The sequence below is a fragment of the Allobosea sp. P4_C6 genome, from assembly GCF_056402015.1.
The window spans coordinates 1-3,143 of record NZ_JBFUIF010000156.1; the positions used below are offsets into that span (position 1 = coordinate 1).

General features: G+C 62.4%; 5 protein-coding genes. 2 read left to right on the plus strand and 3 right to left on the minus strand.

Annotated features, from left to right (window positions below):
* Positions 1-397: conjugal transfer protein TraD (gene traD, locus AC1DVA_RS27230; RefSeq protein ID WP_476807962.1), on the plus strand; the 397-nt coding region annotated here is incomplete at its 5' end.
* Here the strand turns inward: traD and AC1DVA_RS27235 are convergent.
* Positions 282-668 (minus strand): type II toxin-antitoxin system RelE/ParE family toxin, encoded by a 387-nt coding sequence (locus tag AC1DVA_RS27235; protein WP_476807963.1) that lies wholly within the window; start codon positions 666-668, stop codon positions 282-284. The genes traD and AC1DVA_RS27235 overlap by 116 nt on opposite strands.
* Before the next feature lie 954 nt (positions 669-1,622).
* Here AC1DVA_RS27235 and AC1DVA_RS27240 point away from each other — a divergent pair.
* The gene (locus tag AC1DVA_RS27240) at positions 1,623-1,931 is read left to right on the plus strand and encodes a hypothetical protein (RefSeq protein ID WP_476807964.1); all 309 of its coding nucleotides are present in this window, start codon (positions 1,623-1,625) and stop codon (positions 1,929-1,931) included.
* A 385-nt stretch (positions 1,932-2,316) separates the two neighbouring features.
* Here AC1DVA_RS27240 and AC1DVA_RS27245 read toward each other — a convergent pair whose 3' ends face one another.
* Together AC1DVA_RS27245 and AC1DVA_RS27250 are read right to left on the minus strand one after the other, a co-directional pair.
* A complete protein-coding gene (locus AC1DVA_RS27245) occupies positions 2,317-2,589 on the minus strand; it encodes a hypothetical protein (protein ID WP_476807965.1) in 273 nt (90 codons plus the stop codon).
* Between the two features lie 250 nt (positions 2,590-2,839).
* A partial coding sequence (locus AC1DVA_RS27250) for a hypothetical protein (protein ID WP_476807966.1) occupies positions 2,840-3,143 on the minus strand: 304 nt, incomplete at its 5' end.

Sequence of the window (3,143 nt, forward strand, 5' to 3'; positions counted from 1 at the left end):
CTTTAAGAGGGACCGGACTCCGCCAGAGCAAAAACTTTTTGCCGCTTTGCGGACTGAGCAGATCGCGCGACAACGAACCCGGGACGCCAAAAAAAACCGGTCGAGGCTAGAGGCCCAAACCCGGAAGGCCGAGTCTGAGGCAGCCAGGAAAGCGCGGACGCACCAGATGCTGGAGGCCGCCGGCCTGATGGGCCTCGCCGGTCTGCTGGACAGGCAGACAGGCGCGCTGCAGCTCGACCGAGAGATTTTCATGGGCGCCCTGGTCGCCTTGAAAGAGGCTATCAACGCAAAGGGGGACCAGGGCGAGCGGTTTCGACTTGCCGGCCGGACGCTTCTGGCAAATTCGCGCCAGAAGCCGATGAACCAACCAGCCACTCCTGAAAGCCGTCAGGGCTAGGGATACTTCTGGCGGCCTGCAGGACGCGCACGATCACGATGCGTTCTGCCTCGACGCGGTAGACCACGATGAAGAGCGTCCCGGGCGGCGCGAACTCCCGGGTGCTCTCAATCTGGCCGACCCGGCCCATTTCCGGAAACCCGCCGAACTTCTCGACCGACGCGCGAATCCGGGCGACCTGGTCACGCGCCGCGCTCGGATCGTCCTGAGCCATGATGCTTGCACGGCGCGCCAAATTTTGCAGCGCCCGACAGCTGTGTACCACCTTCATGCGCGCCGGGACGTCGCCGAGATGACCGCTTCGACCGCCCCGAAGGCCTCGTCAGCTTTGATCAGGTCCTCACGATCGGCCTCCTCAAGACCGGCCCGCACTTCAGCCCTAAACCATGCATCGTGGTCCACTGCCTCGCGCTAGCGCCGCAACCGCTCGGCCTGGTCGCGCCCGACGGTGCCCGTCGGCCTCCTCATGGCCGCTGGCATCGACCTCGAAATGGGCGAGCCCGAGCTCCGAAGGCCGCCGCGCAGTTGAGATGCCAGGTCCGCAGCTGCCGGCGGGTCGAGGCGACCGCCCGCTCCAAGGCGCCATAGCGCACCAGCACCGCCCACCGCCGGGTTGTCCGAGCACGGTGGCGCCGCGGATCGCCTGAGCTTCGGCGGGATTCCGCACGACGCCGGAATCGATCATCTCCGGAATCCGTTCGGACCGAGCCATGCAGCACCTCTCTCAATGATATCTGCCGCGATTATTCAATGAATGATCACGAGTGCAGCGCGCCCGTCCGTTCCATTATTCGGCGAATCCGCGAGCGGCGATTTCGCCGTCGGCTTATCGGGCAGGCGACCGCGTTTTTCGTGGCCAGGGACTTCCGCTGGCTCTTAGGGATATCGCGAAGCCATGCAATTTTGGTTTCTTCGGACAGCATGCTTCGCAACTGAGGAGTCGAAAGGGGGTTCCCCGACGTTCGAGCCCGTGCGAGTCTGGGTCATGCGCACGGGATTTCGAAACAAAATGGGCAACCCAAGCCGCAGCCGTAACGCCTCCGTTCGTTTGGTTTTCGACAAGGAATCGATCTCTTGAAGCTCTGGATTCTAAGCGATCTGCACCTTGAATCGCTGCCTTTCCCGGATGCGTTCCGGCCAGCACCTCCCGATTTCGATGTGCTGGTGTCTGCCGGCGATATTTGGGGGGGGGAATGTGGGCCGCGGCTTCGAATTTCTGCGACGCTTGGCTGGCGACAAGCCGATCGTCACTACGCTCGGCAACCATGAGCATTTCCGCGCCGAGATTTATTCGTCGATGCCCACGGCAGATCCGTCGCCCGGAACTCTGCTCGAGGGCGAGGCTGTCGATCTCGACGGTATCCGATTCATCGGCACGACTCTGTGGTCGGACTACGCGCTCGCCGGCGTGATCGACGATTCATTGCCAACCGGCGAAGATATTTGCGTTGCGACGGCCATGAGGAGCGGCCTTTCACAGCGCGGGACGCCCGCCAATTGCATCTCGCAGCCTGCGAACGCCTCACGCAATTGATCGACCAGCAAAGCTCCCTCCCCCGTGTCGTGGTCACACACCCCGCGCCTTTGCCAGAATGCGTCGCGATGGCCGATCGCCGGAAACTCAGCTTCCGACTTATCCAACCTGACCGACGTGGGCGGGCCCGAATTATGGGTGCACGGCCACATCCATCGCAGCATCGATATGCTCCGCCCGGCGGAACGCGGATCCTCTGCAACGCCGCCGGCACGCTGTTCTCAAACGCGCGCCTTGATGAGCACTTGGTCGTCGAGATCAAAAGCTGAGGGGCCGCGCAAGACGCCGCCCGTCGTAACTCAAGAGCCGACCGGGAGACGGCTGCTTGTCAAGCAACGCACCAGGCCGTCTTCTTTGTCCGGACTCGCGTTAGCGACCGCGGATCTCACATTTCAGACTTGATCCGCAGTTCTTCGACGGTCGCAGCGCTCAGAAGTTCAGACTCACCGAACAACACCCCGTTCTTCAGAACAGAGCAAGCGGTCACACTCGCCCGTGCCTGGATGTCCCGGAGCCGCCTGAACGCCTCGATCGCGGTCGCGGCTCTCTCACTAACCTTGCTGCACGGATCGCGGCTTTGATCTGAAACACGCCTTTTCCTCTGATCGATTGAAATCACCGCTCCAACGCTCAGAGGCAAGAGCACGATCGCGGCCATTCGACAAGGTCGGCCCTTGATCGACACGGAGCGCCGCGGAGCCGAAGTGCAGGAAGCTCCGCTTGTGAACCGTTCGAGCGAGGTTCGCTACCGGTTCGGTTATTACCACTTCTGCAGAAATGGTAATAACCGCAGCTGCCCATCCAATGCCCCTCTCTCGTCAACCAATGCCGAATGGACAGCCCAATTTCCCAAGCCTTCCAAATTGCGTCGATACCAGCGGGACCTGGCCTTCGACGGCTTTGAAGAGTCAGCCAACCAGGCCGAGATGCTGGAGCAGGATGTTTTCGGCGATCGCGATGGCGCGATCCGGACCGGAGTAGCAGCAGTTGAAGATCATGATTTCCTCGGCGGGCGACAGCCGCGGCCGCGACCCGCCCGGGTAGGCTGTCAGCCGCTGTCCAATCACAGGATCCACGCCGAGCGCCGCCGCGTGATCGCGGCCGACCTGATTCAGAAGCCAGCGATCGAGCGCGCCATGTCTGGCTTCAGCGTCAAATCGGCGATCGAATTCTTCTGGCGCCAGATCCGGCGGCAGCGGCACGAGGATGGCG